At 64.7% G+C, this 22375-nt stretch carries 17 protein-coding genes and 1 pseudogene; 6 read left to right on the top strand and 12 right to left on the bottom strand.

Annotated elements, in window-relative coordinates:
- The first annotated feature begins 56 nt into the window (after positions 1–56).
- Both LB526_RS26100 and LB526_RS26105 read left to right on the top strand, forming a co-directional pair.
- Complete coding sequence (locus LB526_RS26100; protein ID WP_224630277.1) at positions 57–1142, top strand: ABC transporter ATP-binding protein; 1086 nt, start codon at positions 57–59, stop codon at positions 1140–1142.
- A 57-nt stretch (positions 1143–1199) separates the two neighbouring features.
- Positions 1200–3233 (top strand): aldo/keto reductase, encoded by a 2034-nt coding sequence (locus LB526_RS26105; RefSeq protein WP_224630278.1) that lies wholly within the window; start codon positions 1200–1202, stop codon positions 3231–3233.
- A 213-nt stretch (positions 3234–3446) separates the two neighbouring features.
- Here the strand turns inward: LB526_RS26105 and LB526_RS26110 are convergent, their stop codons facing one another.
- The gene (locus LB526_RS26110) at positions 3447–3875 is read right to left on the bottom strand and encodes an Lrp/AsnC family transcriptional regulator (protein ID WP_224609608.1); all 429 of its coding nucleotides are present in this window, start codon (positions 3873–3875) and stop codon (positions 3447–3449) included.
- A 128-nt stretch (positions 3876–4003) separates the two neighbouring features.
- On the opposite strand from LB526_RS26110, the gene LB526_RS26115 reads away from it, so the two are divergent.
- Positions 4004–5107 (top strand): saccharopine dehydrogenase family protein, encoded by a 1104-nt coding sequence (locus tag LB526_RS26115; RefSeq protein WP_224630279.1) that lies wholly within the window; start codon positions 4004–4006, stop codon positions 5105–5107.
- A gap of 162 nt (positions 5108–5269) precedes the next feature.
- Here LB526_RS26115 and lpdA read toward each other — a convergent pair whose 3' ends face one another.
- From lpdA to LB526_RS26135, 4 genes are all read right to left on the bottom strand, one after another.
- Positions 5270–6667: a dihydrolipoyl dehydrogenase gene (lpdA, locus tag LB526_RS26120; RefSeq protein ID WP_224630280.1), complete on the bottom strand. Its 1398-nt coding sequence runs from the start codon at positions 6665–6667 to the stop codon at positions 5270–5272.
- A gap of 235 nt (positions 6668–6902) precedes the next feature.
- Complete coding sequence (locus LB526_RS26125) at positions 6903–8282, bottom strand: dihydrolipoamide acetyltransferase family protein (RefSeq protein ID WP_224630281.1); 1380 nt, start codon at positions 8280–8282, stop codon at positions 6903–6905.
- A gap of 17 nt (positions 8283–8299) precedes the next feature.
- A complete protein-coding gene (locus LB526_RS26130; RefSeq protein WP_224630282.1) occupies positions 8300–9313 on the bottom strand; it encodes an alpha-ketoacid dehydrogenase subunit beta in 1014 nt (337 codons plus the stop codon).
- 2 nt (positions 9314–9315) lie between these two features.
- Positions 9316–10548: a 3-methyl-2-oxobutanoate dehydrogenase (2-methylpropanoyl-transferring) subunit alpha gene (locus LB526_RS26135; RefSeq protein WP_224630283.1), complete on the bottom strand. Its 1233-nt coding sequence runs from the start codon at positions 10546–10548 to the stop codon at positions 9316–9318.
- Positions 10549–10984: 436 nt separating this feature from the next.
- Between LB526_RS26135 and holA the strand changes: the two genes are divergently transcribed.
- Positions 10985–12028 (top strand): DNA polymerase III subunit delta, encoded by a 1044-nt coding sequence (gene holA / locus LB526_RS26140; protein ID WP_224630284.1) that lies wholly within the window; start codon positions 10985–10987, stop codon positions 12026–12028.
- 14 nt (positions 12029–12042) lie between these two features.
- Here the strand turns inward: holA and LB526_RS26145 are convergent, their stop codons facing one another.
- Entirely contained in the window at positions 12043–12828 is a 786-nt protein-coding gene (locus LB526_RS26145; RefSeq protein WP_224630285.1) for a DUF2182 domain-containing protein, read from the bottom strand.
- A gap of 31 nt (positions 12829–12859) precedes the next feature.
- Positions 12860–13486: a DUF1326 domain-containing protein gene (locus LB526_RS26150; protein ID WP_224630286.1), complete on the bottom strand. Its 627-nt coding sequence runs from the start codon at positions 13484–13486 to the stop codon at positions 12860–12862.
- A 326-nt stretch (positions 13487–13812) separates the two neighbouring features.
- On the opposite strand from LB526_RS26150, the pseudogene LB526_RS26155 reads away from it, so the two are divergent.
- Positions 13813–14090, top strand: a pseudogene (locus tag LB526_RS26155) (GIY-YIG nuclease family protein).
- A gap of 307 nt (positions 14091–14397) precedes the next feature.
- Here the strand turns inward: LB526_RS26155 and LB526_RS26160 are convergent.
- The 5 genes from LB526_RS26160 to mnmE form a co-directional block, all read right to left on the bottom strand.
- The gene (locus tag LB526_RS26160) at positions 14398–15291 is read right to left on the bottom strand and encodes a ParB/RepB/Spo0J family partition protein (protein ID WP_224630287.1); all 894 of its coding nucleotides are present in this window, start codon (positions 15289–15291) and stop codon (positions 14398–14400) included.
- Between the two features lie 67 nt (positions 15292–15358).
- Entirely contained in the window at positions 15359–16156 is a 798-nt protein-coding gene (locus LB526_RS26165; RefSeq protein ID WP_224630288.1) for a ParA family protein, read from the bottom strand.
- Between the two features lie 17 nt (positions 16157–16173).
- Entirely contained in the window at positions 16174–16815 is a 642-nt protein-coding gene (gene rsmG, locus LB526_RS26170) for a 16S rRNA (guanine(527)-N(7))-methyltransferase RsmG (protein ID WP_224630289.1), read from the bottom strand.
- Positions 16812–18686 carry a tRNA uridine-5-carboxymethylaminomethyl(34) synthesis enzyme MnmG gene (gene mnmG / locus LB526_RS26175; protein ID WP_224630290.1) on the bottom strand — a complete coding sequence of 625 codons (1875 nt, stop codon included), beginning with the start codon at positions 18684–18686 and terminating at the stop codon, positions 16812–16814. Before mnmG ends, rsmG begins: the two co-directional genes overlap by 4 nt.
- 201 nt (positions 18687–18887) lie before the next feature.
- Positions 18888–20195, bottom strand: a complete 1308-nt coding sequence (gene mnmE, locus LB526_RS26180; RefSeq protein WP_224630291.1) for a tRNA uridine-5-carboxymethylaminomethyl(34) synthesis GTPase MnmE — start codon at positions 20193–20195, stop codon at positions 18888–18890.
- A 129-nt stretch (positions 20196–20324) separates the two neighbouring features.
- Between mnmE and LB526_RS26185 the strand changes: the two genes are divergently transcribed.
- Positions 20325–22340, top strand: coding sequence for a thioredoxin domain-containing protein (locus tag LB526_RS26185; protein ID WP_224630292.1), 2016 nt, complete (start codon positions 20325–20327; stop codon positions 22338–22340).
- The last annotated feature ends 35 nt before the right edge of the window (positions 22341–22375 follow it).

Below are 22375 nucleotides of genomic sequence, written 5' to 3' on the forward strand. Positions count from 1 at the left end.
GATGCCTCGCCCACTGGGATACAGAATGATCCACCCTAGCCACATCTCGCTCTAACATGGCGGCAGTCACCCTCACCAATGTCGTCAAACGCTTCGGCACCTTCGAAGTCGTCCATGGCGCCAACATCGACATCGCCGACGGCGAGTTCGTCGTCTTCGTCGGCCCCTCCGGCTGCGGCAAGTCCACGCTGCTGAGGATGATCGCCGGGCTGGAGGACATCAGCGGCGGCGATATCGCCATCGGCGGCAAGGTGATGAACGATGTCGAGCCGGCCGACCGCGGCATCGCCATGGTGTTCCAGTCCTACGCGCTCTACCCGCATATGACGGTCGAGCAGAACCTCAGCTTCGGGCTGAGGATGAACGGCAACCCGAAGGCCGACACCGAGCGCCGGGTGAAGCGAGCGGCGGAAATCCTGCGCATCGACGAATTGATGCAGCGGCGGCCGAAGCAATTGTCCGGCGGCCAGCGCCAGCGCGTCGCCATCGGCCGCGCCATCGTGCGCGAGCCGCAAGTCTTCCTTTTCGACGAGCCGCTCTCCAATCTCGACGCCGAGCTCAGGGTGCAGATGCGGGTCGAGATCTCGCGCCTGCACAAGGAGCTCGGCGTCACCATGATCTATGTGACGCACGACCAGACCGAGGCGATGACGCTGGCCGACCGCATCGTCGTGCTCAAAGCCGGCAATGTCGAGCAGATCGGCGCGCCGCTCGACCTCTATGACGACCCGGCCAACCGTTTCGTCGCCGGCTTCATCGGCTCGCCGAAGATGAATTTCCTCAGCGCCAAGGTTGTCGAGACGACGAACAGCGCCGCGATTATCGAGCTCGCCCATCACGGCGGCGCCAGATTGCGCAAGCCGCTTTGCGAGACTTTTCCCGCCGTCGGCGCCGAGGTCGTGCTCGGCGTCAGGCCGGAGCATTTCTTCGAGGCCGGCGAGGGCGATTGCGACATCCCGGTCAAGGCCGACGTCGCCGAGCATCTGGGCTCGGTGAGCTATGTCTACGCCAATGCCGGACCCGAGGAGCTGATCGTCGAGCGCGAGGCTTCGCGCCAGCGCGCCAGCGGCGACCATTTCACGGTCTCGATCAAGGCGGAACGGGCGCTGCTCTTCGACAAGGCGGGCGCAAGGATCCGCTGACCCGCAAATTATCTTTGCCGGCATGCCAGGCGTGGCGGCGACCATGGAGAATTCGACATGACACCCTCACCCAAGAAAATCCGCTGGGGCATTCTCGGACCCGGCAATATAGCCAAATCCTTTGCCGGCGGCGTGGCGGGCTCGCGCAACGGCGAGCTGGTCGCGCTCGGCGCCCGCAATCCCGCCAAGCCGGGCTTGGCCCAGAGCTTTCCGGGCGCGCGCATCCTCGACGGCTATGAGGCGCTGCTCGCCGACACGCAAGTTGACGCCGTTTACATTTCGATCCCGCATCCCGGCCATGCCGAATGGGCGATCAAGGCCGCCGAGGCCGGCAAGCATGTCTTGTGCGAGAAGCCGCTGGCGCTGACCGCCTTCGAGGCCGACGCCATGATGCATGCGGCGCGCAAGGCCGGCACGTTTCTCGGCGAAGCCTTCATGTACCGGCTGCACCCGCAGACGTTGAAGCTGGTCGAGCTGATCAAGTCGGGCGCCATCGGCGAGGTGCGCATGATCAAGTCGAGCTTCGGCTTCGCCATGCCGGGCTTCATGCCGGAACACCGGCTCTATGCCAACGACATGGCCGGCGGCGGCATCCTCGATGTCGGCGGCTATCCGGTGTCGATGGCGCGGTTGATCGCGGGCGCCGCCGCCGCGCAGCCTTTCCTCGAGCCGGACAAGGTTGTCGGCGCCGCCCATCTCGGCCAAACGGGCGTCGATGAGTGGGCCTCGGCGCTGCTGTACTTCCCGGGTGGCATCGTCGCCGAGATCTCCTGCAGCATCTCGCTCAACCAAGACAATGTGCTGCGCATTTTCGGCACCAAGGGTCAGATCGAGGTGCCCGATTTCTGGTTCGCCGGTGGCAACCGCGACGTCGGACCGGGCCGGATCGAGGTGATCCGGTCCGGGGCGGCTCGCGAGGTGATCAGCCTCGGCGAGACCCGCCACCTCTATTCCTTCGAGGTCGAGGCCGCCGGCGAGGCGATCCTGGCCGGACGGCAGGAGTTCGCCTGGCCGGGCATGGGCTGGGCCGACAGCCTCGGCACGCTGCGCGTTCTCGACAAATGGCGTGCCGCGGTCGGGCTGGAATATGATATCGAAAAGCCGGCTAAGCGCATCAACACCCTCTCCGGCCGGCCGCTGCGCACCAACGGCACCGCCATCGGCAAGCGCGCCATCCCCGGCCTGCCGCGCGCAGTGTCGCTGCTGGCGCTCGGCTTCGAGGATTTCCGCACCTTTTCCTCCGGCTCGATCCTGCTCGACGCCTATTTCGAGGCCGGCGGCAATCTGTTCGACACCGGTTATGTCTACGGCGCCGGCTACACCGAGACGCTGCTTGGCCAATGGCTCAGGAATCGCGGCATGCGCGAGCAGTCGGTGATCATCGCCAAGGGCGCGCATTCGCCGCTCTGTTACCCCGACGTCATCGGCAAGCAGCTGGCGCAGTCGCTCGACCGGCTGCAGACCGACCATGTCGACATCTATTTCATGCATCGCGACAATCCGGACGTGCCGGTCGGCGAATTCGTCGACGCGATGGATCGCGAGGCGAAAGCCGGCCGCATCCGCGGGCTGTTCGGCGGCTCCAACTGGACGATGGAACGCATGGACGCGGCCATTGCCTATGCCGAAAAGAACGGCAAGCAGAAGCCCGGCGCGCTCTCCAACAATTTCTCGCTGGCCGAGATGCTGGAGCCGATCTGGGCCGGCTGCGTCACCTCTTCCACGGATGACTGGAAGGCCTGGCTGACGGCAAGGCAGATGCCGAACTTCGCCTGGTCGAGCCAGGGCCGCGGCTTCTTCACCGACCGCGCCGGCCGCGACCGGACCGACAATGAGGAGCTGGTGCGGGTCTGGTATTCGGAAAAGAATTTCGGCCGCCGCGACCGCGCCATCGAGCTGGCGCGCAAGCTCGGCAAGAGCCCGATCCATGTCGCGCTCGCCTATGTCCTGGCGCAGCCCTTCCCCTCGGTGCCGCTGATCGGCCCGCGCACGCTGGACGAGCTGGAGGACAGTCTTAGGGCGCTGGATATCAAGCTGACGCCGGAGGATGTGGCGTGGCTTGACGAGGGGCCGGAGAGACGGAGGGCTTGATCGGAGCGAGGAAAAACAAACGCCTCATTCCTTCGCCCCCCCTGCCCTGCCGGGCATCTCCCCCTCAAGGGGGGAGATCAGATGTCACGCCGGCTTTCGCCAATCACCAATGCTGCAGAAAAGGCGCCGGCGTCGAAGCTGCCAATCTCCCCCCTTGAGGGGGAGATGTCCGGCAGGACAGAGAGGGGGCCTCGCGCCAACATCTCAGGCCCCCTACCGATCCACCCGTGTCGACAGAATAATCGACGACGACGTCCGCTCTACCCCCTCCATCGCCCCGATCCGATCAAGCAGCGCGTCGAGGTCGCGGATCGACGGCGCGTCGACGATGACGATCATGTCGAAATTGCCGCTCACCGAATGCACCGTGCGCACCGGCGGCATCGCTGCGAGGCTGCGCACCACCTTGTCGGCGAGCTTCGGCGTGACGGTGAGCAGCACATGCGCCTTGACCAGCCCTTGCTCATAATCGGGCGACAGCCTGACCCCATAGCCGGTGATGATGCCGCGCTGCTCCAGCCGCTCGATGCGGCTCTGCACTGTGGTACGCGACACGCCGAGCTGGCGCGCGAGCTCGGCGGTCGAGGCGCGGGCGTTGGCGCGCAACAGGGTAAGCAGCGCCTGTTCGGCTTCACTGATCATTTCGACGAGACCTTTCGGCATATTGCGCAAAGTTCGGCTGCACATTGCCAGATTCCACGCTTCCTTTCGACAGGCAAGCTGCGAGGATTCTCGCCAAATCGAAATCAGCATTGGCAGGGGAATTGATCATGAAGAACATCGTTGTCGTCGGCGCCGGCAAGATCGGCTCGACCATCGCCGAAATGCTGAACGCCACGGGCGACTACCACGTCACGCTGGTCGACCGCTCGGCGGCTCAGCTTGCCGCCGCCGAACTGCCGGCCGGCGTCGCGACGCAGGAGCTCGACATCACTGCCTCGGGTGAGCTCGAAAAAGTGCTTGCCGGCAAATTCGCCGTGCTCAGCGCCGCGCCCTTTCACCTCACCACGCGCATTGCCGAGGCCGCCGCCGCCACCGGCGTGCATTATCTCGACCTCACCGAGGACGTCGTCTCGACCCGCCGCGTCAAGGAGCTGGCGCGTGATGCCAAAAGCGCATTCATCCCGCAATGCGGCCTGGCGCCGGGCTTCATCTCGATCGTCGCCAACGATCTCGCCAGCCGCTTCGACACGCTGGAAAGCGTGCGCATGCGCGTCGGCGCGCTGCCGCAATATCCATCGAATGCGCTCAACTACAACCTCACCTGGAGCACCGACGGCGTCATCAACGAATATTGCGAGCCCTGCGAGGCGATCGTCGAGGGCGAGCTGATCGAGGTGCCGCCGCTGGAGGAACGCGAGGAGTTCTCGCTCGACGGCGTCACCTATGAGGCCTTCAACACCTCCGGCGGCCTCGGCACTTTGGCCGAGACGCTGAAGGGTAAGGTGCGCACGCTGAACTACCGCACCATCCGCTATCCCGGTCACGCTGCGATCATGAAGGCGCTGCTCAACGACCTTGGGCTCCGCCACCGCCGCGACGTGCTGAAGGACATTTTCGAGAGCGCCCTGCCGGCGACGCTGCAGGACGTGGTCATCGTCTTCGTCACCGTTTCGGGGCGCCGCAACGGTCGCCTGCTGCAGGAGACCTACGCCAACAAGATCTATTCGCAGCGCGTCGGCAACATCGTGCGCAGCGCCATCCAGATCACCACCGCCTCCGGCATCTGCGCCGTGCTCGACATGCTGGCCGACAGCTCGCTGCCGGCGAAGGGCTTTGTCAAGCAGGAAGACATCGCCCTCGACGCTTTCCTCGCCAACCGCTTCGGCCGCGCCTACGCCCAGCACGAGATGGTGAGCCGGCTGGCGAGCTGAGGTCTCTTCCTTCTCCCCTTGTGGGAGAAGGTGGATCGGCGCGCAAGCGCCGAGACGGATGAGGGGTGTTCCAGCGGAGTGAGACGCTTGCTTTCCCTGGAGCACCCCTCATCCGTCGCCTTCGGCGACACCTTCTCCCACAGGGGGAGAAGGAAGAAGCGCTCAAACATGCAGCGCGTGGCCCAGCGCCTTCAGCGCCGCTTCCTGGAAACCTTCGCCTTGCGTCGGATGCGCATGGATCGTGCCGGCGATGTCCTCCAGCCGCGCGCCCATCTCCAGCGCCAGGCCGAAAGCCGCCGCTAGTTCCGACACGCCCTGCCCGACCGCCTGGATGCCCAGCACCAGATGGTTGTCGGCACGCGCCACGACCCGCACAAAACCGTCCTCGCCCTGTTTCGTCATCGCACGGCCATTGGCGGCGAAAGGGAACTGGCCGATCTTGATCTCGCCGGCGAGCGCCTTCGCTTCTTCGGGCGACAGCCCGGCGGTGACCAGCTCCGGATCGGTGAAGCAGATCGCCGGAATGGCGCGCTTGTCCCAGCTTCTTTTGTGGCCGGCAACGATCTCGGCCACCATCTCGCCCTGCGCCATCGCCCGGTGCGCCAGCATCGGCTCGCCGGTGACGTCGCCGATGGCAAAAATGCCGCGCATCGAAGTGCGGCACTGGTCGTCGATGCGGATGAATTTTCCCGCCATGTCAAGGTCGATCTGCTCCAAGCCCCAGCCCTCGGTCAGCGGCTTGCGGCCGACCGTGACCAGGATCCTGTCGGCGGCGATCTTGGCGTTCTTGCCGTCGGCCGTCTCGACCAGCAGCGCGTCGCCCTTGGCCGACAGGCCTTTGGCATTCGCCCCTGTCATCACCTCGACGCCGAGCTCGCCGAGCCGTTTCAGCACCGGTCTTGTCAGCTCGGCGTCATACTGCGTGAGCCCGCGCGGCAGGGCTTCGATCACGGTGATCTTGGCGCCCATCTTGGCGAAGGCCATGCCGAGCTCCAACCCGATATAGCCGCCGCCGACGACCGCGAGCTTCTCCGGCACTTCGCTCAGCGCCAGCGCCTCGGTGGACGAGATGACCGGACCGCCGAAAGGCAGGAAGGGCAATTCGACCGGCGCCGAGCCGGTGGCGATAACGACGGTCTCGGCGCGGATCACCTGGGTCCCGGTTTCGGTCTCGACCTCCACGGTCTTGCCGTCCCGGAAGGTTGCCCAACCATGCACGGTCTTCACCCTGGCCTTCTTCAACAGGCCGGCCACGCCGCTGTTGAGCCGGCTAACGATCCCATCCTTCCAGCCGACAGTTTTCGCAAGATCGAGCGTCGGCGCGGGGACCTTGATGCCCAGCGGATCCTTGCCGCCGGCCATATGCGCGATCTTCTCGAACGCCTCCGCCGCGTGGATCAGCGCCTTGGACGGGATGCAGCCGACATTGAGGCAGGTGCCGCCCGGCTTACCGGCTTCGACGATGACCGTATCGATGCCAAGCTGGCCGGCACGGATGGCGCAGACATAGCCGCCCGGCCCGGCGCCGATGACGAGCAGCTTGCAGAAGATTTCTTTCATGACGGCTGCTTCCTTTCGGCGGAGGCGGCGACGCGCCTTTTCCTTCTCCCCTCGTGGGAGAAGGTGGATCGGCGCGACAGCGCCGAGACGGATGAGGGGTGTTCCAGGGAAAGCCAACGTCTCACTCCGCTGGAGCACCCCTCATCCGTCGCCTTCGGCGACACCTTCTCCCACAAGGGGAGAAGGGGGAGCGCGCATTTCGGCGCCGCGACGTTCGAGACCGACCCCATCTCCCTCAATCCACGAAGATCAGCGCCGGCGTCTCCAGCAGCGCCTTGATGCGCTGCACGAAAACCGCGGCATCCCAGCCGTCGATGACGCGGTGGTCGAAGCTGGACGACAGGTTCATCATCTTGCGCGGGATGAACTGCGTGCCGTCCCACACCGGCCGCACCATGATCTTGTTGACGCCGACGATCGCCACTTCCGGATAGTTGATGACCGGCGTCGTCGCCACGCCGCCCATGGCGCCGAGCGAGGTGATGGTGATGGTCGAGCCGGAAAGCTCCTCGCGGCTCGCCGTGCCGGCCTTCGCCGCATCGGCCAGCCGGTTGACCTCCGCCGCGCAGTCCCACAGGTCGCGCGCCTCGGCATGTTTCACCACCGGCACCACCAACCCGTTCGGCGTCTGCGCGGCGATGCCGATATGGATGCCTTCATGCCGGTGGATGATGCCGGCATCGTCGTCGAACAGCGCGTTGAGATTCGGCTGCTCGGCAATCGCCTTGACCATCGCCCGCATCAGGAAAGGCAGCAGCGTCAGCTTGGGCCTTTCCGTCCCCTTGGCGCCGCGCTTCTCCTTGTTGAGGGTGGCGCGCAGCTCCTCCAGCGCGGTGACGTCGATCTCCTCGACATAGGTGATATGCGGGATGCGCGATTTCGCCAGCGCCATCTTTTCCGCGATCTTGCGCCTGAGACCAACGACCTTGATGTCCTCGACGCCGTCTTTGCGGGCAAGCCCGGTGGCGCGGGCGATTTGCGGGCCGCGCGCGAGGAATGCGTCGATGTCCTCATGGCTGATGCGCCCGGCCGGACCGCTGCCCGCAACCTGGCGCAGATCGATGCCGGCTTCCTTGGCGCGCAGGCGAACGGCCGGCGAGGCCAGCGGCTTCTCGCCTTCCGCGCGCGGCGCGCCCGAAAGGCTGGGCACGGCGCGATCCTTCTTAACGCCGTCATCCTCGGGCTTGTCCCGAGGATCTGCCGACCTGCGTGGATGCGACGCCAGTTCCGGCGAACCAGCGGATCCTCGGGACAAGCCCGAGGATGACGGCACTGCGTTTTGCGCAGGGGGAAGACGATCGCCATGGCTCGCTCCAGCGGGGATGCCGTCGGCACCACTCTCGCCTGGCGAGGTGTTTTTCACATTGCCTTCGCCGGCCACCTTCAGCCGCACGATCGGCGAGCCGATCGCCACCGTGTCGCCGATCTCGGCCCCGAGCCACAGGATCTCGCCGTCGACCGGTGACGGGATTTCGACCGTCGCCTTGTCGGTCATGACGGCGGCGAGAACCGTGTCCTCGCGCACAAGGTCGCCCACCTTGACGTGCCACTCGACAAGCTCGGCCTCGGCAACGCCTTCGCCGACATCGGGAAGCTTAATGACGTGCTCGCCCATCTCAGGCCTCCCCCACTCTAAGCTTCCAATGTTTCGATCAGCGCGCGCCCGACCCGCGCCGGACCGGGGAAATAGTCCCATTCCTGCGCATGCGGATAGGGCGTGTCCCAGCCGGCGACCCGCGCCACCGGCGCTTCCAGATGGTAGAAGCAGTTCTCCTGCACCAGCGCCACCAGCTCGGCGCCGAAGCCGGAGGTGAGCGTCGCCTCGTGCACGACGACGCAGCGGCCGGTCTTCTTCACCGAGGCGACGATCGCCTCGAGGTCGAGCGGCAGCAGCGTCCGGAGGTCGATGACCTCGGCATCGATGCCGGTCTCCTCGGCCGCGGCTTGGGCAACATAGACCATCGTGCCATAGGCAAGCACCGTCACCGCCGATCCCGGCCTGCGGACCGCCGCCTTGCCGAGCGGGATCGTGTAATGGCCGTCCGCGACCTCGCCCAGCTCATGCTTCGACCACGGCGTCACCGGCTTCTCGTGATGCCCGTCGAACGGGCCGTTATAGAGCCGCTTCGGCTCGAGGAAGATCACCGGGTCCGGATCCTCGATCGCCGCGATCAGCAACCCCTTGGCGTCATGCGGGTTGGAGGGCACGATCACCTTCAGGCCCGAGACATGGGTGAACAGCGCTTCCGGGCTCTGGCTGTGCGTCTGGCCGCCGAAGATGCCGCCGCCGGTCGGCATGCGCACCACGATCGGGCAGGTGAAATCGCCGTTGGAGCGATAGCGCAGCCGCGCCGCCTCTGACACGATCTGATCGTAAGCCGGATAAACATAATCGGCGAATTGCACCTCGACGCAGGGCTTCAGCCCATAGGCGGCCATGCCGATGGCCGAGCCGACGATGCCGGATTCGCTGATCGGTGCGTCGAAGCAGCGGCTCTTGCCGTATTTGGCCTGCAGGCCCTGCGTGGCGCGGAAGACGCCGCCGAAGAAGCCGACATCCTCGCCATAGACGATGACTTGGCTGTCGCGCCCCATCGACACGTCCATGGCGTCACGGATCGCCTCGATCATCGTGCGTCTCGGCATGGTCAGACCCCCGCCTGCTGGCGCTGGCGCCTGAGATGCGGCGGCATCTCGGCATAGACGCCCTCGAACATGTCGCGCGTCGACGGCTTGCCGCCGGCATGCAGCGTGCCGTGGCTTTCGGCCTCCTTCTGCGCCGCGATCACCGTTTCGAGGATCTCGGCCTCCGCCTGGGTGTGTCGCTCCTCCGACCAGACTTGCTTGTGGATGAGGTGGTTCTTCAACCGGATCACCGGATCGCCGAGCGGCCAGGCATCGGATTCCGCCTTCGGCCGGTAGGCAGACGGATCGTCCGAGCTCGAATGCGCGCCGGCGCGGTAGGTGACATATTCGACCAGCGTCGGCCCGAGATTGGCGCGCGCCCGCTCCGTCGCCCATTTGGCCACCGCATGCACGGCGAGATAGTCGTTGCCGTCGACGCGCAGCGAAGGAATCCCGAAGCCGAGCCCGCGCGCGGCGAACGTGCCGGAGCCGCCGCGCGCGATTCCCTGAAAGGTCGAGATCGCCCACTGGTTGTTGACGACGTTGAGCACGACAGGCGCCTTGTAGGTGGAAGCAAACACCAGCGCCGCATGGAAATCGGACTCCGCCGTCGAGCCGTCGCCGATCCACGCTGCCGCAATCTTGGAATCATTGGAGATCGCCGAGGCCATCGCCCAGCCGACCGCCTGGATATATTGCGTCGCCAGATTGCCGGAGATCGAGAAGAAGCCGTGCTCCTTCGACGAATACATGATCGGCAGCTGCCGGCCCTTCAGCGGATCGGCTTCGTTGGAATAGATCTGATTCATCATCGTGACCATCGGATAGCCGTCGGCGATCAGAAGGCCGGCCTGCCGATAGGTCGGGAAGTTCATGTCGCCCGGCTTGAGCGCCTTGCGGAAAGCGCAGCTCACCGCCTCTTCGCCCAGATGCTGCATGTAGAAGGAGGTCTTGCCCTGGCGCTGCGCCATCTGCATGCGCGCATCGAAGGTCCTGAGCGTCATCATATGGCGCAGGCCTTCGAGCAGCTCCTCGTCCGAAAGCAGCCCGGCCCATGGCCCGACGGCCTCGCCGGCGCGGTTCAGCACCCGGATGATGGAAAAAGCCATGTCGCGGATGCTGCGCGGATCGACCTCGATCTCCGGACGCGGCACCGAGCCCGCCTTGGGGATGGTCACATTCGAGAAGTCGGGCGTGCCGCCGGGCCGCACCTCGGGCTCGGGCACATGGAAGCGCAACAATCCAGCGTCGGCCATGAGCTCACATCCTCCAATGTTGCCGGTGCGATATTTGCACATCCGCGCCGCCATTTCATCGTGCGAGAAGGCGGACATCCTCCCGGTCGTCGGCCCGCGGAACCGATGCGGCACAGACGTCAAGATGCAGATATGGCGGCGAAATTTCTTGTCGATGTTTTTGCCCGCCGCGCAATTTGGCGGAAGTTTGCGGGGCGATTGCCGCCATTTAAAGCAATTGACGATGACGCCGGGCGCGGCCTTCCCCTTCTCCCCTTGTGGGAGAAGGTGTCGCCGAAGGCGACGGATGAGGGGTGTTCCAGATGCCACCAGCGTCTCACTCCGCTGGAACACCCCTCATCCGTCTCGGCGCTGTCGCGCCGATCCACCTTCTCCCACAGGGGGAGAAGGGGAAGACGCTAGTTCCGTCACCCCGCCCCGTGCTAACTCACCCCGCATGGCACAGAAGAAAGGATACGAGGTCGATTCGTGGCTGGCGAAGCCCGATCCGGCCATGGCAATCGTCCTGCTTTACGGCCCTGACCGCGGCCTTGTCGCCGAGCGGGCGAAAACCTTCGCCGCGAAAACCGGCCTGCCGCTCGACGATCCCTTCTCTGTCGTCAGGCTGGACGGCGCCGAAGTCGACCGCGACGAGGGTCGGCTGCTCGACGAAGCGCGCACGGTGCCGATGTTTTCCGACCGGCGGCTGCTTTGGGTGCGCAACGCCAGCGGCCAGAAGGCGCTTGCCGACGACATCAAGGCGCTGACCGCCGACCCCGCGCGCGACGCGATCATCCTCATCGAAGCCGGCGACCTGAAGAAAGGCACCGGCCTGCGCGCCATCGTCGAGGCCGCCGGCAACGCCATTGCCTTGCCTTGCTATGCCGACGAGGCCCGCGACCTGGATACGGTGATCGACGACGAATTGCGCAAGGCCGGCATGTCGATGACGTTGGACGCCAGGCAAGCGCTGCGCCGCAACCTCGGCGGCGACCGCCTCGCCTCGCGCGGCGAGATCGAGAAGCTGGTGCTCTACGCGCATGGCCAGAAGGAAATCGGCATCGACGACGTCAACGCGCTGTCGGGCGACGTCTCCGGCGCTTCCTTCGATGCCGCGGTCGACGCCATGCTGGACGGCAAGGTCGGCGATTTCGACATCGCCTTCAACCGTCACTGCCAGTCCGGCGGCCATCCGTTCCTGGTTTTGTCATCGGCGATGCGGCAATTGCAGGCGATCCAGGCGATGCGCGGCCAGATGGAGACCGGCGGCCGCAACGCCGCTTCGGTCGTCGCCGGCGCCCGCCCCCCGGTTTTCTTCTCGCGCCGCAAGCTGGTGGAAAAGACGCTGGAGCGCTGGAATGTCGAGGCGCTCGCACGTGCGCTCGGCCGGCTGCAGACGGCGGTGCTGCAGACCCGCAAGCGCCCCGACCTGTCGGAAGCGCTGGCACGCCAGGCGCTGCTTGGCATTGCGATCGAAAGCGCGAGGCTGGGGCAAAGGTAGCTGCCTGCCGCTGCTCAATTCATCATCATATCCGTCGGCTGAAAGGTCGGCAGCGCCTGGGGAAAGACCAGCACCACCGCGCCGTAAAGGAGCAGGGCGATGCCAGACACCTTGGCTATGCCCTTTCCCGCCGGAAAGGTCTTTTCCGCAAAGATCAGCAGCGTGACCACGGCCATTGCGGCGACATTCATGATCCCGAGCGGGAAAAGTGCCAGAAACAAGAGCCAGCAACAGCCCAGACAAAAGGCGCCGTGCTCGAGGCCCATGCGGACCGCGCCCCAAGAACCATCGCGCCAGGAGGTCAGGATGAAACCGATTGGCGTGCGGCATTTGGCCAGGCACAGATCCTTCAGTGGCGAGAGCTGGTAGGCGCCGGCAATGATCAGCAGGGCGCCGCCGATGCGCGCGGCCGTCGCCGTGGACAATCCCGCATGATCGGCAAGCGTCTCGGCGCCTGCGGCGCCGGCAAAGGCCAAAACGCCCACCGTGCCCCAAACCAGCATATAGCCTGCCACGAATACCCAGGTAGCGACAAAGGCCTCGCCGCGACCTCGTTTGCCGGCTTGGACCTGGTGGAAGGTCAGGATCATGGGCGCCGCCGTCGGAAACATCATGGCAATCATCATGATCATCCAGACGGCAAGAAACAGCGGCGCCCCCATGCCCATGGTGGGTGAGTACATCTGCACGCGCATATCTGCGTCCGCGCCGATCCGCTGCCGGATGAGCAAGACCCACGCCGCCGCGGCGACCGCGCCCAACAGGGCGAGAATGATGTTTCGCTGCAATGTCAGCGTCATGGGCGAGGCCGTTCCGACCATGCGTGCGGGACTATTGCTGGCCGGACCAATTGATCGGAGCGTAGTGCGCGTTCCGGCGGGAATTGTCCCAACTTATGCCATGGTCGCTGAAAGTATTGCCTTCCATTCCCATCCCCATACCGAGCCAGTCGGGATTGACGGGATGGCCGGAGGCCACCCACATCTCGCCGTCCTCGCGCATTGTCGGCAACGGTTCGACCGCCAACTGCATCACGCCGGCAATCTCCACCGACCGCTTCTTGCCGTCGACCTGGTATCTGATCGGCACCTTCTTGGCTCCGAGATTGGTGCTGATCATCGGCGCGAAGGCGGCCATCGGCCCACCCGCGGCGCCGGTGAAGATGGCGCCCAGCGCTTCGGTCTGCCTGTCATCCGCATGGTCGTCGATATAGGCGGCGGCCGTCCAATTGCCCTCCGCCATCGGGCCTGGCGTGTGAGCAACCATCGCGACATTGAGCCCGTCCAATCGAACGTCCCCGAAACTTCCCTTGTCGATATGAAAGACCAAGGCGACGTCGCAAACGCCTTTCGTCGGCTTCGATGTCAGCTGCGCCCGGGTCGACAACAGGCAAGGACATACGACATCGCAGCTGCAGTTTTCGAAGTAGCTTCCAGACAACCGCCAACTGACTGCCATTTAAACCTCCCATTGTGTCAGGCGTGTCCGGCTTTGGCGAGGCGGTGCCGTTTCACGGAGAACGGCAGATAGCCCTCACCGCGACTGATCGGCACGCTGGGGCAGTAATTTAAGGTCAAGCTAATAAAGGGTACGCCGTTGCCGTGGACTGTCAAGCGGAGGGCGCTGGGGAGGGGCGCTGTCTCGCCGACATATCCTTCGTCATTCTAGGGCGGAGCAAGGAGCGAAGCGAAGCGCGCAGACCCTAGAATCCATGCCATGGCATTGGCCGTAGAATGCTGCGGTCCAGAATAGGCGCCGATGGCTGCGCCAGCTAGGATCGCCAGATGACCGGCTATGTCTACATGACTGCTAGCCAGAAAGGGGGCACGGTGTCACCAATGACCTTGCCCGCCGCATACCCGAGCACAAGAATGGCCAAGGTTCCAGCTTCGCCAGCCGTTGCGGTGTGCAGCGTCTCGTCTGGTACGAGGAATATTTCGACATCGCTGATGCCACCCAGCGTGAGACGTCACTGAAACGCTGGCCACGGCGATGGAAGATTGAACTGATCGAAAAGAGCAATCCGGAATGGTTCGAGCTGTTTCGCGGAATTGGTTGGTGAGCGTTCTGCACCGTGGCGGCGCTCAGGCGTCACGGCATGGATTCTAGGGTCTGCGCGCGTCGCTTCGCTCCTTGCTCCGCCCTAGAATGACGAAGGACAGGTTGACGGGACAGCACGCTCCTCTGTCCTGCCGGGGCATCTTCTCGCAGGGAAGGATTCGCAGTTCCCGGCATCTTAGCCGCGCACCGCGCAAACAAAAAAGGGCCGGCAAACGCCAGCCCATTTATGTTTATCACCGATATATCAGGCGTATCCAGCGTTCAGCCAAAACCTCAGCCACAGCCGAATACCATTACGCCTCAGCCGCCTACCGCTCGCCCTTCAGGCGCCGGCAGAGCTCGTCGAGCTGTTCCAGCGAGCGGTAGCTGACCTTGAGCGTGCCGCCCTTGCCCTTGTGCTCGATGCTCACGATCATGCCGATCGTATCGGTCATCAGTTTCTCGAGCGCCAGCGTGTCGGGGTCCTTCTCGGGCGGGCTCGCGGGGGATTTCACCTTGGCCGGCGTCGGGCCGGCGGGCATTTGCGCCAAGGCTTCGGCCTGGCGCACCGAAAGCCCTTCCTTGACGATGCGCTTGGCGAGCCCGGCCGGGTCTTCGGCGGTGACCAGCGTTCGGGCGTGGCCGGCCGACAAATCGCCGTCGACCAGCATGTCGTGAATGACGTTGGGCAGCTTCAACAGCCTCAGCGTGTTGGCGACATGGCTGCGGCTCTTGCCGATCACCTGGCCGAGATCGGCCTGCGTGTAGCCATGCTCGTCGATAAGCTGCTGGTAGCCTTGCGCCTCCTCGACAGGATTGAGATCGGCGCGCTGGACGTTCTCGATGATCGCCAGCTCCAGCGCGGTGCGGTCGTTGACGTCGCGCACGATCAGCGGGATTTCGGTCAGACCGGCGCGCTGCGCCGCCCGCCAGCGCCGCTCGCCGGCGATGATCTCGTAGCGGCCGGGCTGCGACGGCGAGGGGCGCGCCACGACCGGCTGCACCACGCCGTGCTCGCGGATCGACTGGGCCAGATCGGTGAGCTCGGCATCGCCGAAATGCCGGCGCGGATTCTTCGGGTTCGGGCTGACGAACTCGATCGGCACCTTGCCGTCGGCCGCCACCGCCGCGCCCGGCTTTTCGGGCGCCGCCGGACGGTCGATTTCGCCGATCAGCGCCGCGAGGCCACGGCCCAGTCTTTTTCTCGATTGGTCTTCGCTCATGAGTTTGTCCAGATCGTTTCGGAATCGAATCGACTAATTAACCACGCCGTCGCGCGATGATGGTAGCTCAGGCGGCGCGCAGCTTGCGCTCGCGGCGGATCACCTCGGAGGCGAGCTGCAGATAGGCCTGACTGCCCGTGCATTTCAGGTCGTAGAGGATCGCCGGCTTGCCGTAGGACGGCGCCTCGGAGACGCGCACATTGCGCGGGATGATCGTCTCATAGACCTTGTCGCCCATATGGGTGCGCACATCCTGCACCACCTGGTTGGCGAGGTTGTTGCGCCCGTCATACATGGTGAGCACGATACCCTGGATGGTGAGGTCCGGATTGATGGTATTGCGCACCTGCTCGACCGTCTCCAGCAACTGGCTGAGACCTTCCAGCGCGAAGAACTCGCATTGCAGCGGCACGAGAACGGAATCGGCCGCCGCCATTGAATTCAAAGTCAAAAGGTTGAGCGAGGGCGGGCAGTCGATCAGCACATAGCCGAACGGGGCCGAGCGCTCGGAGGCAGCGCGCAGCGCATTGCGCAACTTGAGCACGCGGTCGGGCGCCGAGGCGATTTCCATCTCGATGCCGAGAAGGTCGAGAGTCGAGGGTATGATGGAGAGGCCGGGCACCGCCGTCGGCACCGCGGCCTGCTCCAGCTCGAGCTCGCCAGTCAGCACGTCATAGGACGAAACCGTGCGATCCTTGCGGTCGATGCCGAGGCCGGTGCTGGCATTGCCCTGCGGGTCGAGGTCGACGATCAGCACGCGCTCGCCGATCGCGGCCAGCGCCGTGGCCAGGTTGATGGCCGTCGTCGTCTTGCCGACCCCGCCTTTCTGGTTGGCGACAGTGATGATACGCGGTCCGGTTTTCATGGATTTATGCCAGTAATTCATTGCTGTTTCGCTGGGCGCAACTCGGTGATGTCGAGGATGACGCCTTCGGCGTCGGTCATGCTCGAATGTTCTACCAGATCGAAGCCCCAGCGGTGAGTGCTTTCTTCCACCTCGGCGCGGTAATCCCGGCCTTTGTGAAAGAGCGCGCGTGCGCCGCTGGTCAGCCAGGGCGCCGATAGGTCGAGCAGGACCGGAAGCGCCGCCAGCGCCCTGGCCGTGACGATTTCTGGTGTTGAAACAAGCGCATAGCTGTCATCGATGCGCCTGGCCACGACACGCGCCGGCAAACCGAACTGGCCTATGACGGATTGCAGGAACGACGCCTTTTTGCGATTGCTTTCGACCAGGGCGATCGATGCGCCGGGGCGCTCCGCCAGCAGGAAAGCCAGCACCAGGCCGGGAAAACCGCCGCCTGAGCCGAGATCGACCCAGCGCGTCGCGGTGGGTGCGATTCGCGCAAGCTGGGCGCTGTCCAGGATATGGCGGCGCCACACATCGTCCAGTGTCGACGGCGCCGCCAGATTGATGCTGCGGTTCCATTTCAGGAACAGCTGTTCGAACGCCAGCAGCCGCTCGAATGTTTCACGTGAAACCGGACCCGCTGCCTTTTGCAGGCTCGCCCAGGCATCCGCGCTCACGCCACGTCCCTTCGCGCTGCGAACTCGGCGTTGCGGACATGCGCGACAATGATGGCAAGCGCGGCGGGTGTCATGCCTTCCATGCGCTGCGCATCGGCGATCGAGCGCGGCTGGCGCGCGTTCATCTTCTGCTTCAGCTCGTTTGAAAGTCCCGGAACGTCCGAGAAATCGAGCGCCTCAGGGATGAGCCGCGATTCCTCATGCCTGATCTGTGCGGCGTCGGCTTGCTGGCGATCGAGGTAAACTGAATATTTCGCCTCCGTTTCGAGCCGCTCCGCCGTCTTGGCGTCCAGTTCGGCAAAGCGCGGCTCGACCCTTCTCAGCCAGGCCATGTCGACGCCCGGATGCGCCAACAGCGCATAGGCCGAGCGGCGCACGCCGTCCTTGTTGATCTCCAGCCCATGCCGTGCCGCTTCATTCGGCGTAAGCGTCACAGACTTTGCCAGCGCGCGGGCTTCGTCGAGCTTCTGCGCCAGCGCGCCAAAACGCTGCAGCCGCTCCGTTGACGCGATGCCGAGTTTTTCCGCCAACGGCGTCAGCCGCTCGTCGGCATTGTCGGCGCGCAGCGACAACCGGAACTCCGCGCGCGAGGTGAACATGCGATAGGGCTCGGCGATGCCCCGGCTGGTCAGGTCATCGACCATCACACCGATATAGGCCTCGGTGCGGCTGAGCACGAACGGCTCATCGCCGGATGCCGCCCGCGCGGCGTTGATGCCGGCGAGCAGGCCTTGCGCGCCGGCCTCTTCATAACCGGTCGTGCCGTTGATCTGCCCGGCCAGGAACAGGCCGGCGAGCCGCTTCGTCTCCAGCGTCGTCTTCAGCTCGCGCGGATCGACATGGTCATATTCGATCGCGTAGCCCGGCTGCAGCATCGTCGCCTTTTCCAGCCCGGGGATCGTCTTCAGCATGTCGAGTTGCACGTCTTCCGGCAGCGAGGTTGAGATGCCGTTCGGATAGACGGTGTCGTCGTCGAGGCCTTCGGGCTCGAGAAAGATCTGATGGCCCTCGCGGTCGCCGAACTTGACGATCTTGTCCTCGATCGAGGGACAGTAGCGCGGCCCGATGCCTTCGATCGAGCCGGAATACATGGCCGAACGACCGAGATTGGCGCGGATCAGCTCATGCGTCGCCGGCATGGTCCGGGTGATGCCGCAATGGATCTGCGGATTGGCGATCACGTCGGTCATCAGCGAGAACGGCACTGGATCCTCGTCGGCGGCTTGGGTATCCAGCGACGCCCAGTCGATGGTGCGGCCGTCGAGGCGAGGGGGCGTTCCGGTCTTCAGGCGACCGAGCTTGAAACCCGCGCGCGCCATCGTCGCCGACAGGCCGAGACTTGCCTGCTCGTTCATCCGCCCGGCGACGATCTTCCTTTCGCCGATATGGATCAGCCCGCGCAGGAAAGTTCCGGTGGTCAGCACGACGGCGCCGCAGACCAGCCGCCGATTGCCGGAAACCAGCACGGCTGCGACGCTACCGTTTTCGATCTCAAGGTCGAGGACTTCGCCCTCGATCACGTCGAGATCGTTCTGCTGCCGAATCGCTTCCTGCATTGCCAGGCGATAAAGCTTGCGGTCGGCCTGGGTGCGCGGCCCGCGCACGGCCGGCCCCTTGCGGCGGTTGAGCAGGCGGAACTGGATGCCGGCGGCGTCGGCGATGCGCCCCATGAGCCCATCCATGGCGTCGATCTCGCGCACCAGATGCCCCTTGCCGAGACCGCCGATCGCCGGATTGCAGGACATGACGCCGATCGTCTCGAAGCGCAGAGTGACCAGGGCGGTCCTTGCGCCGGCGCGCGCGGCAGCACTCGCCGCCTCGCATCCGGCATGGCCGCCGCCCACCACCACCACATCATAGTGATTGGTCATTTTTCCCAGAATCCGCTTTCAGAGATTGGGTTGACAGATGTCCCCGACGGCGGCTGGTGTCAAGGAGAGGTGGACTCGTTTCACGTGAAACAATGAATGGCGAGCTTTGCCATCCCCACCGGACCACTGCGAAGCTGGCAGCGGCGGCGGCGTTTCACGTGAATCATTGCGGGATAGGCAAAAGCCCGTGTTTCACGTGAATCACTTACCAATGCAGAATTGCGAAAAGATGACGTCGAGCAAATCCTCGACGTCGACGGCGCCGACAATCCGGCCAAGACGCTCGGCCGCCAGCCGCAGTTCCTCGGCGCGCAGCTCCTGGCTTTGGCCCGACAGTGCCGCCCGCAGGAAATCCACTGCCTCGTTGAGCAACTCTACATGACGCAGCCGGGATGGCAGGACGTCACCCATCTCGCCAACCGCGGCGGCGGCGCGGGCCCCGATCTCGTTCAGAAGGCGGTCCAGACCGCTGCCGTTCTTGGAGGAAATCACGAGGTCATATTTCCCGGCGCCGACATTGGCGATATCCGACTTCGTTCCGATCCTCAGCACCGGAGCTCCACCTGGAATACCCCCAACGGGCGCCGGATCAGCCATATCCTCCAGCAGCAGAACGAGATCCGCCACGTCAGCTTTGGCCCGCGCTCTTTCGATGCCGATCGACTCAACCTTGCCCGTGGCCTCCCGCAGCCCGGCCGTGTCGACAAGTCGCACCTTCAGCCCGTTAAGGTCCATCACCACCTCGAGCAGATCGCGCGTCGTGCCCGGCTCGTCGGTGACGATCGCAGCCTCGCGCTTCGCCAAGGCGTTGAACAGGCTGGACTTGCCGGCATTCGGGGCGCCGAGGATCACGACTTCGAAACCATCGCGAATGATCTCCGCAGCCTTGAAACCTCCGATGTGGCGATCGATTTCCCCGATCATTACCGACACGTCGAACCAGACCGCCTCCGAAACGGAACCCGGCACATCCTCTTCCTCGGCGAAGTCGATCTCCGCCTCGATCATGGCTCGCGCATGGATCAGCCGGCGGCGCCAGCTCGAATAGAGTTCGCTTTGCGCGCCTTTGGCATTGCGCAGGGCGAAACGGCGTTGCGCCTCCGTCTCGGCATTCACCAGATCGGCCAATGCCTCCGTCTCGACCAGATCCAGCCTGCCGTTGAGAAAGGCGCGCCGGGTGAATTCGCCCGGCTCGGCGTGCCTGACGCCCTCGAAGCCGGTGATCGTCTCCAGCATCTTGGCCGCGACGGCGCGGCTGCCATGGACCTGGAACTCGGCAACGTCCTCCCCGGTGAAGCTGCCGGGACCTGGAAAGAACAGGACGAGGCCGTGATCGATGATCGAGCCGTCCGCCGCCCGGAGCCTTCGTAACGTGGTAAACCGATCCTTAACGGATCCGGCTATCGTTTCGACCACGAATCGAGTTTTGGGGCCGGAAATTCGGATGACGGCGATGCCTGCCGGCAAGCGGCCGCTCGACAGCGCAACGATCGAATCCTTCGAAGCCATTGGGGAAACCATTTGCCGGACCTGCCGAACCGCCTAGATTGAAAGGTAGAGCACGGCCGAAATCCGCTTCACACTTTTCGGCATCATGCTTCAGCGTTGATGCATCAGACCCAAAAAAGAGCGTCCATCGTGACCTTACCCGCACGAAACCTGCTTGCCGAAGAGGCCAGCCCTTATCTGCAGCAGCACAGCGACAATCCTGTCCATTGGCGCGGCTGGTCGCCTGCGGCCCTTGCCGAAGCGAAGCAGCTCGGGCGGCCGATCCTGCTCTCCATCGGTTACGCCGCCTGCCACTGGTGCCATGTCATGGCGCATGAAAGTTTTGAGAACGACGCCGTGGCCGCCGTCATGAACCGGCTCTACGTGAATATCAAGGTCGATCGCGAAGAGCGGCCCGACATCGACCAGATCTATATGGCGGCGCTGCACGCCATGGGCGAGCAGGGCGGCTGGCCGCTGACCATGTTTCTGACGCCCGACGGCAAGCCTTTCTGGGGCGGCACCTATTTCCCGCGCGAGGCGCGTTACGGAAGACCCGGCTTCATCCAGGTGCTGGAAGCGGTCGACAAGGCCTGGCGCGAGAAGCAGCAGAGCCTCGCCGAAAGCGCCAACGGGCTGACCGCCCATGTCGAGCAGCGGCTTGCCGGCGCGACGGGCAAGGCGGTGCTCGATCGCGGCACGCTGGCCGATCTCGCCACCCGCATCGGCGGCATGATCGATCGCGATCTCGGCGGCTTGAAGGGCGCGCCGAAATTCCCAAACGCGCCCTTCATGCACACGCTTTGGCTGTCCTGGCTGCGTGACGGCGAGGCCGCGCATCGCGACGCGGTGCTCGCCAGCCTCGAAAAAATGCTCGCCGGCGGCATCTACGATCATGTCGGCGGCGGTCTCAGCCGCTACTCCACCGACGCCGAATGGCTGGTGCCGCATTTCGAGAAGATGCTTTACGACAACGCCCAGCTCATCCGCCTATGCAACTGGGCCCATGCGGCCACCGGCAACGTCTTGTTCCGGGTACGAATCGAAGAGACCGTCGGCTGGCTGCTGCGCGAGATGCTGGTCGAAGGCGGCGCCTTCGCCGCCAGCCTCGATGCCGACAGCGATGGCGAGGAGGGGCTTTTCTACACATGGAACCGCGACGAAGTCGAAGCCGCGCTCGGCGACGATACGTCGACCTTCTTCCGGTATTTCGAGCTCGCCGCGCCGCATGGCTGGGAAGGCAAGCCGATCATTCGCCAGAGCGAGGCCCAGCAAGCTCAAGGCATCGCCGACTATGCGAAATTGGCGTCTCTGAAGGCAAAGCTGTTGGGCGTCCGCGAAGGACGGGTCAGACCGGGCCGCGACGGCAAGGCGCTCACCGACTGGAACGGGCTGATGATCGCGGCGCTCGCCGAGGCGGGCCGTTCACTTGGGCGGCGCAACTGGATTGACGCCGCCGCAAAAGCCTTCGGCCATATCGTCGAGGCCGGCCAGGACGGACGGCTGCCGCATTCCATGCTAGGCGCGAAGAGGCTTTTCCCGGCGCTGTCCAGCGATTATGCCGCCATGACCAACGCGGCGATCGCGCTGTTCGAGGCGACCGGCGATCCGGCCTATTCCGATCGCGCCCGGCAGTTCATCGGCGAGCTCCACCGCTGGCACCTGGATGAACAAAAGAGCGGCTACTGGCTGACGGCGTCGGACAGCGGCGACGTTCCGATCCGCATCCGCGGTGATGTGGATGAAGCAATCCCGTCCGCCACCAGCCAGATCGTCGAGGCGCTGGTGCGGCTGTCATCGCTCACCGGCGACCTCGCTCTCTGGGAAAAGGCGTGGACGACCGCCGAGCATGCAATGGGCCGCGCCTCGCAGCAGGCCTACGGCCAGGCCGGCATCGTCAACGCCTGTGCCCTGGCGCTCGAGCCGCTGAAGCTTGTCATTGTAGACGAGCTGGATTCATCAAGCCTCGTTCCGGTTGCGAATCGGTATCCGGACCCGCGCCGGGTCGACATTGTCGTTCCGGTCGGTTCGGAAGCGAATCGACCGTCGCTGCCGGGCGGCGTGTTGCCGCCGACGGACAAGGCGGGCGCCTGGTTCTGCAGCGGACAAGTGTGTCTGCCGGTGGTGACGGATGCGGGCGAGTTGGAGAAGTTGCTGCGGCGATAGCGCCTTTCCCTTCTCCCCTTGTGGGAGAAGGTGTC

It is taken from the genome of Mesorhizobium sp. CA6 (genome assembly GCF_020165035.1).
Taxonomy (GTDB): domain Bacteria; phylum Pseudomonadota; class Alphaproteobacteria; order Rhizobiales; family Rhizobiaceae; genus Mesorhizobium.